Origin of the sequence: Streptacidiphilus jiangxiensis (assembly GCF_900109465.1) — a bacterium.
GTDB lineage: Bacteria > Actinomycetota > Actinomycetes > Streptomycetales > Streptomycetaceae > Streptacidiphilus > Streptacidiphilus jiangxiensis.
On the sequence record NZ_FOAZ01000026.1, the window covers coordinates 23,329 to 36,214 of the forward strand.

Below are 12,886 nucleotides of genomic sequence, written 5' to 3' on the forward strand. Positions count from 1 at the left end.
TAAGGGAGTGGGTTCAGCTGGGGCCGGCATGCTGGCCCCAGCCGTCGTCGCCGCGGCGGGAACGGCGACGGGAGTCGATGAGCAGCTCCTGGACGTTGCGCAGCGACCGCCCGTCGGCGTCGTGCGCGTGTCTGGTCCAGACCCCGTCCGGGCCCAGGTGCCAGGAGGAGGTGTCCTCGGCCATGCCCAGCTCCAGCAGCCCGGACAGCTCCGCGCGGTGCCCCGGGTCGGTGACCCGCAGCAGCGCCTCGATCCGGCGGTCCAGGTTGCGGTGCATCATGTCGGCGCTGCCGATCCAGACCTCCGGATCCCCGCCGTTGGCGAACAGGAAGATCCGCGAGTGCTCCAGGAAGCGCCCGAGGATCGAGCGGACCCGGATGTTCTCGCTCAGCCCCGCCACGCCCGGGCGGATCGCGCAGATGCCGCGCACCCACACGTCCACCGGCACGCCCGCCATCGAGGCCCGGTACAGGGCGTCGATGATCGCCTCGTCGACGATCGAGTTGAGCTTGAGCTGGATCCGCGCCGGGCGCCCGGCCCGGTGGTGCGCGATCTCGTCGTGGATCCGCTTGACCAGGCCGTTGCGCAGTGAGCGCGGGGCGACCAGCAGCCGGCGGTAGGACTCGCGGCGCGAGTAGCCCGACAGCCGGTTGAACAGGTCCGACAGGTCCGCGCCCACCTGCGGGTCGGCGGTCAGGATGCCGAGGTCCTCGTAGAGGCGGGCGGTCTTGGGGTGGTAGTTGCCCGTGCCGACGTGCGCGTAGCGGCGCAGCGTCTCGCCCTCCTGGCGGACCACCAGGCTCAGCTTGCTGTGCGTCTTCAGCCCGATCAGGCCGTAGACGACGTGGCAGCCGGCCTCCTCCAGCTTGCGGGCCCACTTGATGTTGGCCTGCTCGTCGAAGCGCGCCTTGATCTCGACCAGGACGAGCACCTGCTTGCCCGCCTCGGCGGCGTCGATCAGGGCGTCCACGATCGGCGAGTCGCCGGAGGTGCGGTACAGCGTCTGCTTGATCGCCAGCACCTGCGGGTCGGCCGCGGCCTGCTCCAGGAAGGCCTGCACCGAGGTGGAGAAGGAGTCGTACGGGTGGTGCAGCAGCACGTCCCGCTCGCGCACGGCGGCGAAGATGTCCGGCTGGGACGCCGACTCGACGTCCGTCAGTCCGCGCGCCGTCCCCGCGACGAACGGCCGGTACTTCAGCTCCGGCCGGTCGGCACCGGCGATGGCGAACAGACCGGTCAGGTCCAGCGGACCGGGCAGCGGGTACACCTCGGCGGCGGAGATGTTCAGCTCGCGGACCAGCAGGTCCAGCACGTACGGGTCGATCGACTCCTCGACCTCCAGGCGCACCGGCGGGCCGAAGCGGCGCCGCATCAGCTCCTTCTCGAGCGCCTTGAGGATGTTCTCGGTGTCGTCCTCCTCGACCTCCAGGTCCTCGTTGCGGGTGACCCGGAAGGCGTGGTGGGCGAGCACCTCCATGCCCGGGAAGAGGTACTCCAGGTGGGCGCCCATGACGTCCTCGAGCGGGACGTACCGGTTGGGCGAGGCCTCCAGGAACCGGGACAGGGACTGCGGCACCTTCACGCGGGCGAAGTGCTTGTGCCCGCTGACGGGGTTGCGCACGACGACGGCCAGGTTCAGGGAGAGCCCGGAGATGTACGGGAACGGGTGCGCCGGGTCGACCGCCAGCGGGGTCAGCACCGGGAAGATCTGCTGGCGGAACAGCGCGAGCAGGCGCGCCTGCTCCTTGTCGCTCAGCTCGCCCCAGCGCACCACCTCGATGCCCTCGGCCGACAGCTCCGGCAGCACGTCCTGGTGGAAGCAGGCGGCGTGCCGGGCCATCAGCTCGCGGGACCGTGTCCATATGAGGTCGAGCACCTCGCGCGGCTGCAGACCGCTGGCGCTGCGCTGGGCGACGCCGGTCGCGATGCGGCGCTTGAGGCCGGCGACGCGGACCATGAAGAACTCGTCCAGGTTGCTGGCGAAGATCGCCAGGAACTTGGCGCGCTCCAGCAGCGGCGTCTCCGGGTCCTCGGCGAGTTCCAGGACGCGCTCGTTGAAGGCGAGCCAGCTGCGCTCGCGGTCCAGGAACCGGTTCTCCGGCAGCGCCTCGGCGTCGAAGCCGTCCGGCAGCGTCGTGTCCTCGGGCGTCAGCGAAGTGGTGGGGAGCCCGCCGGAGGCGGTGGCGAGGCTCGGCTTGGCGGGGAAGGGCGACGGGGCAGGCTGGGCGGTCATGGTCGGTGGCTCCTCCTGCGCGGCGTCATCCGCCCGCCGCCGCGGTGACGGGACGGATCGCATTTCGTGATCTTTGCAACGGCGATTGAACTCAAGGTAAATACAGCGTGGCCTGCAGGAAAGCTGAGGCGGTCGCCTGTGCTTCGGCTGCAGGCCTCTTCGGCAGCGTGGTTCAGGCGTGGTTCAGCTCGGCACGCCGAACATCAGGTCCACCTCGTGCACCGTGAACCCCGCCCTTTCGTATACCCGCAGCGCGGCCGGGTTATCGGCGTCCACGTACAGCAGCACCGTCGCAAGTCCGCGAGCCTCACCCAGATGGCGCAGTCCCACGGCCGTCAGCGCCTTGCCCAGGCCGCTGCCCTGCTCGGTCGGGCTCACCCCGACGACGTACACCTCGCCGAGACCGCCCTCCGCCTTCGTCCAGTGGAAGCCGACCAGCTCGCCGTCGCGCTCGGCGAGGAAGAAGCCGGCCGGGTCGAACCAGCTCTCCGCCTCGCGTTCCTCCAGGTCGCGCCGGGTCCAGGACCCCTGCTCCGGGTGGTGCGCGAAGGCGGCGGCGTTCACCTTCAGCCACGCCTCCTCGTCCCGCCCCGGCTCGAAGGTCCGCAGGGTGACCCCGTCGGGCAGCGCGGGCACCGCCGGGGCGGGCCCGGTCCGCCGCAGCTGGCGCAGCTCGCGCACCAGCTCAAGGCGGAACTCCGCGGCCAGGTGCGTCGCGGCGGGGTGCCCGCCGTGCGCCCACAGCCGCCGCGCCCCGCTGTTCAGCGTCCGCCGCAGCAGGGCACGTCCGTGCCCCTCGCGGCGACGGGCCGGGTCGACCACGAGCTCGGCGGACCACTCGGCGTCGATCTGGGCGTAGCCCACGAGCGCGCCGTGCTCGTCCCTGCTGGTCAGGTGCGCGACGTCTTCCCGACCACTGCGCAGGGCCAGCCTCCCCTGCTCCGAGACGGCCTGCCGCCCGTCCCCCTCCGCCGCACGCGCCAACAGCGCGGCGATCTCCTCACGCTCCGCAGTGTCCATACGTTCGACCATAGGGGCAGTTGCACCACCTGGGCGGCGTAGCCGCCAGGGGCGCGGGGAACCGCGCGAGCAACCACGCGGTGCGGGTGGCCCTGCGCGCGCGAGCAACCACGCGGTGCGGGTGGCCCTGCGCGGGCGGGGCGCTACGTGGGCGGGTGGCTTGTCGCGCAGTTCCTCGCGCCCCTGAGGTCGCGGCAACTCACTCGGGTGTCTGGGTGAGCGCAGCGATCCCGGCGCGGGCGGCGGCCTCCTCATGGCGGTAGCCGAGCTTCGGGGCCAGGTCCAGGGCCTCCCGGTAGAGGGCCAGGGCCTGGTCGGGGAGGCCCGCGAGGCTGCACGTCTCCGCGTAGCCGTTCAGGAAGTGGATCTTCCAGTGTTCCTCGAACAGCTCCTCCAGCAGTGCGAACGCCTCCCGGTGCGCGGCGAGTGCCTCCTCGTAGCGGCCCATCCGCCGCAGTGCCACACCCAGACAGTTGAGGCCCCAGGCCTCGTTGTGCCGGTGGCCGTCCGCGCGGGCCGCGGCGAGCGCCTGCCGGAGGTGGTCCTCCGCCGCTTCGGGCTGTTCGTGGGCGATGGCCACCCCGAGCGTGATCCGGGCGGTCAGCGCCGGAGGCCATGACGGGTCCGGATGCGGGACGGCCAGCGTCTCGCGGGCCATCGACGCCGCCTCCTCGGTGCGGCCGAGCTGCAGCAGGGCCCACGCCTCGTACGCCGTCGCGTGGGCCGTGCCGGTCGGGCAGCCCGCGGCCTCGTACAGGCGGCCTGCCTCCCGGAACAGCTCCAGCGGCTCGTCGACGTCGCCCTCGTCCCATCGCAGGAAGCCGCGGCGCATCGTCAGCTCGGCCTGCGACCAGACGTCGCCGGTCTCGGCCACCAGTACGGCGGCCGAGGCGTAGGAGTCCGCCGCCTCCGTCATCCGACCGGCGTTGTAGCGGGCGAAGCCCAGATCGCTGTGCGCTTCCGCCAGCTGGTGCGGATCACCGAGGCGCTGCGCGGCGACGAGCGAGCGTTCGAAGAGGAAGTTGAGGTGGGTGGTGCCGCAGCGGCGTGCGAAGAAGGCACGCATGAATCGCGGCAGCTCGCACGCGTGGACGTCGGCGCCGATCGCCATCGCCGTCTCGAAGACGGCGATCAGGTTCTCGTACTCGGTGGCGTACCAGGCGAACGCCGCCTCCTTGCCGGCGAAGTCCGGCAGCTGCTGCGGGGCCTCGCCCGCGGTGACCGCGCGGCTGCGGGCCAGGAACGGCATGGCGGCGTCCGCGGCGGCGGCCGCGTGCACGTAGTAGTCGAGGAGCCGGCCCAGCGCCCGGGCGCGGTCGGCGGCCGCGTCCTGCTGCTCGCAGGCGCGGCGCGCGTGCTGGTGCACCAGGTCGTGCATCCGGTAGCGGCCGGCCGTCGGCTGCTGGACCAGGTGCGCGTCGAGCAGGTCCTCCAGCATGGCCCGGGCACTGCGCACCGGCACCTGCGCCAGGGCCGCCGCCAGGTGTTCGTCGAAGGACGAGCCCGGCAGCAGGCCCAGCAGGCGGAAGAAGCGGCCCGTCGCCCGGTCCAGCTGGCGCACCGACATGGCGAAGGCGGTGTCGAACTCGTCGACGCCCTCCGCCATCCGCTCGACGAGGATGCCGACCGTCCAGCCCGGCCGGTGCCGCAGCCGCGCCCCGGCCAGCCGCAGCGCCAGTGGCAGCCGCCCGCACAGCCGCAGCACCTCGGCCGCGGCCTGCGGATCGCGGGCCAACCGACCCTCCGGCCCGGCGGGCTCGCCGCTGGCGCGGGCCAGCAGTTCGGCGCTCTCCTCGGCGGAGAGCACGTCGAGGGAGACCGGGGGTACCTCGTCCAGCCCCACCAGCCGGTTGCGGCTGGTGATCAGGACGACGGACGGGCCCGCGCCGGGCAGCAGCGGACGGACGTGCTCGGCGTCGGCGACGTTGTCCAGCACCACCACCGCCTTCCGTCGTGCCAGCTCCGCGCGCCAGCAGGCGGCCAGCTGCTCCACGCCCTCGATCGGCACCTTCTCCGAGGGCACGTCGAGCGCGGTCAGCAGCGAGCGAAGCGCGGGATCGGCGTCCAGCGGGTCGCGGCCCTCGGTGAAGCCGTGCAGATCCAGGTAGAGCTGCGCGTCCGGGTAGTCGGCGGCGAGGTGGTGCGCGGCGTGCACGGCCAGGCAGGTCTTGCCGACGCCCGCCATACCGTCCAGGGCCACGATCCGGCTGTCCTCCACCGCATCCAGTACGGCGGCCAGTTGGTCTTCTCGCCCGGTGAAGTCCGGGACGTCGCGCGGGAGGTCGTTGCGCGGCGGGAAGTGCACCTGGCGGCTGCTCCTCGGCGGCGCCGGCAGGGGGTTCTGGGCCTGCTCCCACAGCGGGCGCAGCGGCCGGGGGTCGCGTTTGACCAGGCGGCACAGGGCGATGACCGCGGGCCAGGGCGGCACGGTTTGGCCGCTGAGGTACCGCGACAGGGAGGAGGAGCTGAGCCCGGTGTCCCGGGCCAGGGCCCGCAGGCCGAGCCCGGACAGCTCCTGCAGCAGCCGCAGCCGGGCTGCGAGCTCGTCCTGTGGGTCCGCCTTGGCTGACCTGGGTTGCACGACCACCGTTCCCCCGTCTCCGTGTCCCGCCCCCGCGGAACTTTCCCCGGTCCAACTCGCCCTGCTCACAGCCGTTCCGGCTGTCCCACAGTGTCCCACCGCCATCGTCCGGGCGCGCGGAAACGGCTGTCATGGAGTCACCGGAGCACGGAAGCCCGGAAGCACGCAAAACCCACCAGCCAAGGAGCACAGCAGAGATGCAGCCCCGCATGCAGAACCCCGCGTCCGTCCTGCCCGACGCGATGCAGCCGGTCCAGCAGATCTTCAAGGCCGCCCACTCCGCGGGCGTGGACCACCAGATCCTCGAACTGGTCCACCTGCGCGTCAGCCAGATCAACGGCTGCAGCGCCTGCGTCGACGCCGGCGCCAAGACCGCCCGCAAGGCGGGCGTCTCCGACGAACGCCTCGCCACCGTCGCCGCCTGGCGCGAGACCCCCTACTTCACCCCCGCCGAGCGTGCCGCCCTCGACCTCGCCGAGGCCGCCACCCGCCTCGCCGACCGCCCCGACCCCGTCAACGACCAGGTCTGGGACGCCGCCGCCACCCACTACGACGAGAAGCAGCTCGCCGCCCTGGTCCTCATGATCGCCGTCACCAACCTCTTCAACCGCCTCAACGCCACCACCCGCCAGATCGCCGGCGCCTGGGGCTGAACCCCACCGCCACCGTCCGGCGCCCGTCGTCCACCGTTCCTCGAAGGAGTGCTGCCGCCATGACCGCCACCAGGACCGCCACGAGCTTCTCCGCCGAGGAGCGCGCGGCGATGAAGGACCACGCCGCCGAGCTGAGGACCGCCGCCCGGCGCGGCGCCCGCGCCACCAAGGCCGACGGCGAGGCCGATGTGCTCGCCAAGATCGCCGAGATGGCGGACACGGACCGCGCCCTCGCCGAGCGGGTGCACGCCCTCGTCCGATCCGCCGCGCCCGGGCTCGCGCCCAAGCTCTGGTACGGGATGCCCGCCTACGCCAGGGACGGAAAGACCGTCTGCTTCTTCCAGAGCGCGGAGAAGTTCAAGGCCCGCTACGCCACGCTGGGCTTCAACGACCCGGCCCGGCTGGACGACGGCTCCCTGTGGCCCACCGCCTTCGCCCTGACCGCCGACCTGACGGCCGCGGACGAGGAGCGGATCGCCGACCTGGTGCGGCGGGCGGCGGGCTAGTCGGTGGTCGGGACCCGCGGCGGCAGCACCGCGATCGACGCCAGAGCGCAGCCGGCCGCGACCGCGAACGCGGAGCCGAAGCCGGCTGCGGTGATCAGTGCGCCGACCGCCGGCGGGCAGAGGGAGGCGGTCAGGTTCTGGCCGGTGTTCTGCACCGCCAGGGCCCGGCCGGCCCATCCCGGGCCGGCCAGCTCCGCGACCGAGGTGAACGACAGGCCGTTGGTGCTGGCCGACAGGCCGGTCAGCACGATCAGCAGCACCACCCCGACCGCGCTGTCCCCGGCCGCGGCCAGGACCGCGCCGAGCACGGCGACCGCCCCCGCCAGCCACCGCATCGGCCGCAGCCGACTGCCGACCGCGTCCGACCAGCGCCCGGCCGCGATCCGGCAGACGGCGGCCAGCGCCTGCCCGCAGGCCATCAACTGGCCGGCCGCGACGGCCGGCCAGTGGCGCACGTCGGTCAGGTAGACCAGCCCGAAGGCGCCGACGGTGAACTGCGGCCACACCATCAGCGCGCTCGCGCCGTGGATCCGCCACAGGGTCGCGCCGCGGTACGGGCTCGCCGGCTTCTCGTCCTTCTGCTTCGCGGTGGGCGCGGGCCTCGGCGGATCCACCACGAACAGGGCGGTCAGCACGGCCATCACCCCGGACAGGACGGCAACGAACAGCACGGCCCCGGGCAGTCCGTGCGCGGCCGAGATCGGCGGTACCGCCACGGCCGCGACCAGCATCCCCAGCGGGGTCGAGGTCTGCCGCACGCCCATCGCCAGCCCCCGCCGCTCGGGCGGGAACCACCCCAGCACCACGCGTCCGCTCGCCGCCGACACACTGGCCCCGGCCGCCCCCGCGACGGCGAACAGCAACCCCAGCACCACCAGCCCGTGCGCGGCCTGAGCGCCGACCAACGCCGCCGTCGCCAGCCCCAACCCGCCCGCCAGCACCCACCGCTCCCCGTACCGATCCGTCGCGGCCCCCCACGCGTACAGCGCCAGCAGCAACCCGACGGTCGGACACGCCACCATCACCCCGGCCTGCGCCAGCGTCAGCCCCTCCGCGCTGCGCAGCGACGGGATCAGGTACGGCATCCCGTACACGAACGCGCACGCCGCGGTCTGCGCCGCGGTCCCGAGCGCGAGCATCACCCAACGCCGATGTGCGGGCGGCTGGTTGACGACAGCGGACGGGGATGCGTGGGACTCGCGCTGACTGGTGGTCATGTCAGCATGATGGCGCAGTATTCATATGGTGGGACAGATTATTTCCCTATGTGAGACGCGTTCGCGTCAGACCGCCGAGGGCAGCTCCGGGGGAGGGGTGGGCGCGCCGGGGAGCTTCATGGTGGCCAGGGTGCCCGGGTCGGCGTTGGAGAGGGAGACCTCGCCGCCGCAGGCCTGGACCGTCTGGGAGACGATCGCGAGCCCCAGGCCCGAGCCCGGCATCTGCCGCGCCGCGGGCGAGCGCCAGAAGCGCTCGAAGACGTGGGAGAGGTCCTCCTCCGGGATGCCCGGGCCGTGGTCTCGCACGGTGAGGGTGCCGAAGCGCAGGCCGAGGTCGATGGTGCCGCCGGCGGGGGAGAACTTCACGGCGTTGTCGAGCAGGTTGATGACGGCCCGTTCGAGCGCGTGCGCGTCCGCGCGGACGTACCAGGGGTCTATCGAGACGGTGAACTCCAGCCCTGGACCGCGCAGGCGCGCGCGGTCGAGCGCGCGGGCGGCGATGTCGTGCAGCGCCACGACCTCCAACGGCTTGGCGCCCTGCTGCCGCGTCGGCCGGGACAGCTCCAGCAGGTCCCCGATGAGGGTGGACAGCTCGCCCATCTGGGCCTTCATGTTCCGCAGCAGCCTGGCGTGCGTCTCGGGCGGCAGCGGGCGGCCGGTGTCCTCGCTGCGGACCAGCAGGTCCACGTTCGTGCGCAGGGAGGTCAGCGGCGTCCGCAGCTCGTGCCCGGCGTCGGCGATCAGCTGCGACTGCCGCTCGCGCGAGGACGCGAGGGCGGTCGACATGCTGTTGAAGGACGACGAGAGACGAGCGATCTCGTCCTCGCCCTCACCGACCTCGATGGTCGTCCCGACCTCCTCCGTCCGCGCGATGTGCTCGACGGCGGCGGTCAGCTTGTCGACGGGCCGCAGCCCGGCGCGGGTGACGTACCAGGCCGCGAGCAGCGCGCCGGCGATGACGAGCAGCGCGAGCAGGGTGAGGATGACCGCGAGCTTGGCCAAGGCTCTGTGCATCGGCTCAAGGGGCTGCGCGAACGAGACAGCGAGCGTCGTCTGCGGCCCGTTGATGCCGAGCTGCACGGGGCCGAGGCTCACCGTGTAGACCCTGACCGGTGTGCCTGCCAGAGTCCGCCCGTCGTGCAGGACCGTCGTGGCGTCGTGCTCACGCGTGCCGGATGCCGCGACGGCGAAGTCAGCCGGGGTTGGTTGGATCGCGCTGCTGCTGTTGCCGCACGCGATCTCCTGGGGAGTGATGACCGTGGTCACGGCCTCCGTGTGGTCGAAGGGCCGCGCTCCGGCCGTCTGGCACCACGCACGTAGCTGAGTGGCGAAGCTGCTCGGGTCGGCGACGGCTGTGGGCGACCACGACTGCCTGAGCGTGTCGTCGACCTGGTTGCTCATCTGCTGCCGCGCCGCGAACCACGCCAGCGCGCAGCACAGGATCACCGCCACCGAGACGACCACGGCCGTCAGCGTCGCCAGCCGGCCGCGGAGGGTCAGCCGGCGCCAGCGGGTTCTCATGAGGCACGCAGCGCGTAACCCACACCGCGGACGGTGTGCACGAGGCGCGGCATGCCGCCGGCCTCGGTCTTGCGGCGCAGGTACATCACGTAGACGTCGAGGGAGTTGCTGGAGGGCTCGAAGTCGAAGCCCCAGACCGCCTTGAGGATCTGCTCCCGGGTCAGCACCTGGCGCGGGTGGGCCATGAACATCTCCAGCAGCATGTACTCGGTGCGCGTCAGCTCCACCGGGTGGCCCGCGCGGGTCACCTCCCGGGTGGTGGTGTTCATGGCGAGGTCGTCGAAGGTGAGGATCTCGTCCGCGTCCGCCGCGCCCGTGGAGGTGGAGATCGCCGAGCGGCGCAGCAGGGCGCGGACGCGGGCGAGGAGCTCGTCGAGTTCGAAGGGCTTGGCGAGGTAGTCGTCCGCGCCGACGTCGAGGCCGGTGACGCGGTCGCCGACCGCGTCGCGGGCGGTGAGCATCAGGACGGGGACGGTGTCCCCGCGGCCGCGGAGCCGACGGACGGCCGTGAGGCCGTCCATGCGCGGCATCATGATGTCGAGCAGGACCAGGTCGGGCTGCTCCGCCGCCACCGCGTCCAGCGCTTCGAGGCCGTCCGAGGCGGTCAGCACCTCGTAGCCCTCGAAGGCCAGACTGCTCTCCAACGCGTCCCGCAGTGCCGGCTCGTCGTCCACGACCAGGACCCGGGCGGGCGCGTCGGACTCGGTGGCTGTCATCCCCGTTGCTCCTTGAAGGTTCTATCCGTCGTTGTGAGGCAATTGTCGGCCAAGAACGGCGTCAGCTGTTGATGCTCTGGCCGGACTGCAGCTGCGGAAGCACCGCCTTGGCCGCGTTGATCGGGATCGAGAAGCCGAGGCCGACGCTCCCCGCCTCCGAGCCGGAGCTGGAGCTGCTGCTCGAGGAGTACATCGAGGCGTTGATGCCGACGACCTGGCCGGCGGCGTTCAGCAGCGGGCCGCCGCTGTTGCCGGGGTTGAGGGAGGCGTCGGTCTGGATCGCGTTGTAGGACGCGGTCTGCGAGGAGTTGCCCTGGTAGGAGCGGCTGGAGTCGCCCTGCCAGAACGGGAGGCCGAAGCCGCCGTTGCCCTGCACGGTGCTGGGGCTGACGTCGACCTTGACCGGGCGGTTGAGCGCGCTGACGATGCCGGAGGTGACCGTGCCGGTGAGGCCGTCAGGGTTGCCGATGGCCACGACCTGGTCGCCGACGGCGACCTGGCCGGAGTCGCCGAGGGAGACGGTCGGCAGGCCGCTGACGCCGTTGGCCTTGATCACGGCGACGTCGAGGGAGGCGTCCGTGCCGACGATGGTGCCGGTGGCCGTCTTGCCGTTGCTGAAGCTGACCTTGATGGTGCCGCCGTTGCCGCCGACCGCGTCGGAGATCACGTGGTAGTTGGTGAGGATCTGGCCGGTCGAGGTCAGCACCATGCCGGTGCCGAGCTCCTCGCTGCTGCCGTTGTCGACGGTGATCTGCACGACGGCGGGGGAGACCGCCTTGGCGATCGCCGACACGGTGTTGGTGCTGGACTTGTCGCCGGTGACCACCGCGTTGGTGGCGTAGGAGGCGTTGTTGCCGGTCCTCTCGCTGATGAGGCCACCCGCGACACCGCCCGCGAGAGCGGAGAGCACCGCGACCGCGGCGACGAGCGCGACCGGGCGCTTCATCCGGCGCTTGGCCTGCGGCTGCTCCGGCTGCTCCGGCGGCGGCCACGCGGCGCCCGCCGGGTCGACCGGCGGCTGCGCCGGCGGGGCGGGCGGGCCGACCGGCGGCGCGGCCGGGGGCTGCTCGGCGCTGAAGTAGTAACCCTGGGGCGCCTGAGGCTGCTGCGGCCAGCCCTGCTGCTGCGGAGCCTGGTGGCCCTGCTGTGCGTAGCCCTGCTGCTGTGCGGTGGCGGACGGGTGGACCGTGCCCTCCAGGGGCTCGGTCTCGTGAGCCGTCGGCCGGTACTCCGGCAGCGGCGGCACGGACGAGGAGTACGGGTCGTCTGCGTGGTTCCGGGGCGCTTCGCTCATGGCATTACCGTCGGGCCCGGAGATGAGAGGTCCCTGAGAGCACCGTCAGAACCGGGGTAGAAGCTGTGAGACCTCAGCAGCCGCAGCTGCGCCGGACCACCAGGCGGCTCGGGAACGTGCGGATGCGGGGCGTCTCCGAGCCGGGGACGGCCAGGGAGTCGTCCAGCACCAGGTCGACCGCGGCCTTGGCCATCGCGTCGCGGTCCGACGCGATCGTCGTCAGCGGCGGGTCGCAGAACGCCGCCTCCTGGATGTCGTCGAAGCCGATCACCGCGAGGTCCTCGGGGACCCGCAGCCGGACCTCGCGGGCGGCCCGCAGGACGCCTATCGCCTGGTCGTCGGTCGAGCAGAACAGCGCCGTCGGGCGCTGGTCCGCCGGGGTGCTCAGCAGTTCCAGGGCCACCTGGTAGGCGCCGTAGCGGTCGAATGGCGCGTCGATGAGACGGCCCTCGGTGGGGATGCCGGCGGCGGCCATGGCGCGGCGCCAGCCCTCGATGTGGTCGACGACGGGGTCGCCGGGAGCAGGCGCGTTGACCGGGCCGCCGAAGCAGGCCACGTACGGGTGCCCGTGCAGGTTCAGCAGGTGCTCGACGGCCAGCTGGGAGCCGCCGATGTCGTCGGTGACCACGGCGATGTCGTCGGAGGCGTCCGGCCTGCGGTGCAGCAGCACCACGCGGGCGTCGCTGTGCGCGGCGAACTCCTCCTCGGCGCGCTGCGAGGGGCCCTCGGAGATCAGGATCAGCCCGGAGACACGCATGCCGAGGAAGGCCCGCACGTAGTGGATCTCCCGGTCACCGGTGTAGTCCGAATTACCGATGAGGACGATCTTGCCGCGTTCCGATGCGGCGCGTTCGACCGCATGGGCGAGTTCGGCGAAGAACGGCTGGCGCGCGTCGGGCACGACCATGCCGATCAGGTTGGTCCGCCGGCTGGCCATCGCCTGGGCGACGCTGTTCGGGCGGTAGCCGAGCTGGGCTATGGCTGCGAGAACGCGCTCACGCGTCGCCGGAGCGACGGGACGCGGTCCGTTGTTGATGACGTAGCTGACGACCGCGGTCGACGTCCCCGCCAGTCGGGCCACATCGTCGCGGGTCACCTTGGGCATGAGCGGAATTCTACTGGGAAGGCGCCATGTCCGGACCAGA

General features: G+C 72.5%; 10 protein-coding genes. 2 read left to right on the top strand and 8 right to left on the bottom strand.

Annotated elements, in window-relative coordinates; translation table 11 throughout:
• Positions 1-13 precede the first annotated feature (13 nt).
• The 3 genes from BMY61_RS35905 to BMY61_RS35915 all read right to left on the bottom strand — a co-directional run bounded on the left by BMY61_RS35905 (position 14) and on the right by BMY61_RS35915 (position 5,834).
• A complete protein-coding gene (locus BMY61_RS35905) occupies positions 14-2,233 on the bottom strand; it encodes an RNA degradosome polyphosphate kinase (RefSeq protein WP_042460217.1) in 2,220 nt (739 codons plus the stop codon).
• 183 nt (positions 2,234-2,416) lie between these two features.
• Positions 2,417-3,253 (bottom strand): mycothiol synthase, encoded by an 837-nt coding sequence (mshD, locus tag BMY61_RS35910; RefSeq protein WP_236656664.1) that lies wholly within the window; start codon positions 3,251-3,253, stop codon positions 2,417-2,419.
• A 199-nt stretch (positions 3,254-3,452) separates the two neighbouring features.
• A complete protein-coding gene (locus tag BMY61_RS35915) occupies positions 3,453-5,834 on the bottom strand; it encodes a tetratricopeptide repeat protein (protein ID WP_042460247.1) in 2,382 nt (793 codons plus the stop codon).
• Between the two features lie 197 nt (positions 5,835-6,031).
• On the opposite strand from BMY61_RS35915, the gene BMY61_RS35920 reads away from it, so the two are divergent.
• Both BMY61_RS35920 and BMY61_RS35925 read left to right on the top strand, forming a co-directional pair.
• Complete coding sequence (locus tag BMY61_RS35920; protein WP_042460223.1) at positions 6,032-6,487, top strand: carboxymuconolactone decarboxylase family protein; 456 nt, start codon at positions 6,032-6,034, stop codon at positions 6,485-6,487.
• 59 nt (positions 6,488-6,546) lie between these two features.
• Positions 6,547-6,993 (top strand): iron chaperone, encoded by a 447-nt coding sequence (locus BMY61_RS35925; RefSeq protein ID WP_042460226.1) that lies wholly within the window; start codon positions 6,547-6,549, stop codon positions 6,991-6,993.
• Here the strand turns inward: BMY61_RS35925 and BMY61_RS35930 are convergent.
• The 5 genes from BMY61_RS35930 to BMY61_RS35950 form a co-directional block, all read right to left on the bottom strand.
• Positions 6,990-8,210: an MFS transporter gene (locus tag BMY61_RS35930; protein WP_042460229.1), complete on the bottom strand. Its 1,221-nt coding sequence runs from the start codon at positions 8,208-8,210 to the stop codon at positions 6,990-6,992. The two genes, BMY61_RS35925 and BMY61_RS35930, sit on opposite strands and share 4 nt — an antisense overlap.
• Before the next feature lie 66 nt (positions 8,211-8,276).
• Positions 8,277-9,731, bottom strand: coding sequence for a sensor histidine kinase (locus BMY61_RS35935; protein ID WP_042460232.1), 1,455 nt, complete (start codon positions 9,729-9,731; stop codon positions 8,277-8,279).
• Positions 9,728-10,447 (bottom strand): response regulator transcription factor, encoded by a 720-nt coding sequence (locus tag BMY61_RS35940; RefSeq protein WP_042460235.1) that lies wholly within the window; start codon positions 10,445-10,447, stop codon positions 9,728-9,730. The genes BMY61_RS35935 and BMY61_RS35940 overlap by 4 nt, the downstream gene beginning before the upstream one ends.
• A gap of 61 nt (positions 10,448-10,508) precedes the next feature.
• On the bottom strand, positions 10,509-11,741 hold the full coding sequence (locus BMY61_RS35945; RefSeq protein WP_083555242.1) for a S1C family serine protease: 1,233 nt from the start codon (positions 11,739-11,741) through the stop codon (positions 10,509-10,511).
• Positions 11,742-11,814: 73 nt separating this feature from the next.
• The gene (locus BMY61_RS35950) at positions 11,815-12,846 is read right to left on the bottom strand and encodes a LacI family DNA-binding transcriptional regulator (protein WP_042461519.1); all 1,032 of its coding nucleotides are present in this window, start codon (positions 12,844-12,846) and stop codon (positions 11,815-11,817) included.
• Between the last annotated feature and the right edge of the window lie 40 nt (positions 12,847-12,886).

What these genes read in the sequence shown, in the direction of transcription:
- BMY61_RS35905 (WP_042460217.1), bottom strand. Translation starts at nt 2,233, where the DNA reads ATGACCGCCCAGCCTGCCCCGTCGCCCTTCCCCGCCAAGCCGAGCCTC.
- mshD (WP_236656664.1), bottom strand. Translation starts at nt 3,253, where the DNA reads ATGGACACTGCGGAGCGTGAGGAGATCGCCGCGCTGTTGGCGCGTGCG.
- BMY61_RS35920 (WP_042460223.1), top strand. Translation starts at nt 6,032, where the DNA reads ATGCAGCCCCGCATGCAGAACCCCGCGTCCGTCCTGCCCGACGCGATG.
- BMY61_RS35925 (WP_042460226.1), top strand. Translation starts at nt 6,547, where the DNA reads ATGACCGCCACCAGGACCGCCACGAGCTTCTCCGCCGAGGAGCGCGCG.
- BMY61_RS35930 (WP_042460229.1), bottom strand. Translation starts at nt 8,210, where the DNA reads ATGACCACCAGTCAGCGCGAGTCCCACGCATCCCCGTCCGCTGTCGTC.
- BMY61_RS35935 (WP_042460232.1), bottom strand. Translation starts at nt 9,731, where the DNA reads ATGAGAACCCGCTGGCGCCGGCTGACCCTCCGCGGCCGGCTGGCGACG.
- BMY61_RS35940 (WP_042460235.1), bottom strand. Translation starts at nt 10,447, where the DNA reads ATGACAGCCACCGAGTCCGACGCGCCCGCCCGGGTCCTGGTCGTGGAC.
- BMY61_RS35945 (WP_083555242.1), bottom strand. Translation starts at nt 11,741, where the DNA reads ATGAGCGAAGCGCCCCGGAACCACGCAGACGACCCGTACTCCTCGTCC.
- BMY61_RS35950 (WP_042461519.1), bottom strand. Translation starts at nt 12,846, where the DNA reads ATGCCCAAGGTGACCCGCGACGATGTGGCCCGACTGGCGGGGACGTCG.